We start from the raw sequence: 623 nt of genomic DNA on the forward strand, positions 1-623 counted from the left end.
AATGTTAATAACTTAACTACCTATGAAGGTTGTGATTTATATTGTATTATTCTAATTTCGTCTATGAATTTGAAAAAATAATTTATAAAGTAATTCAAGAAGCCTTTCCAAGATATTGGAGAGAAGATTCTATTACAGACAGTCTTCTTAAAGAACTCGAAAAGAGATTCTATTCGTTTGAACTAAAAGAAGGTGGGAACATCTTAAAAATAGAATGGGAAACTTATAAAGCTACAGGGAATTTAGAAACCAAATTAGGAGATATTTTAGTTATTGTACGATATCAGGATGAAGAAAATAGTAATAATCTTATTGGAGTATCTAGTTTAGAAGCGAAGAAAAGGTATGATAGAGCCGATACATTTGATGCAATTAAATTTGAGCAGCTAAAAAAAATTACAGACACTCTTCCGCTTTCCAAACTACTACTATATGATTATGAGGCAATAAACATTTTTCAACCTCCATTTAGTGGAAAGACCAATATGGTAACACTCCCTTCAAACATTTGTACTGCTTTAAAGAAAAAAAACTTAAGTCTTTATAATTTTTGTTTGCCCATATCACTACAATTTGCTACTAGATACTTTAATGCACTCGATTTAGACTTTAACCAAAATATA

General features: G+C 29.2%; 1 protein-coding gene. It reads left to right on the forward strand.

Annotated elements, in window-relative coordinates; all coding sequences use genetic code 11:
* Positions 1-41: 41 nt before the first annotated feature.
* Positions 42-623, forward strand: a 582-nt coding sequence (locus tag KI356_RS27630; RefSeq protein ID WP_212937055.1) for a hypothetical protein, incomplete at its 3' end; no start/stop codon positions are given.

The organism is Bacillus hominis (assembly GCF_018332515.1).
GTDB lineage: Bacteria > Bacillota > Bacilli > Bacillales > Bacillaceae_G > Bacillus_A > Bacillus_A hominis.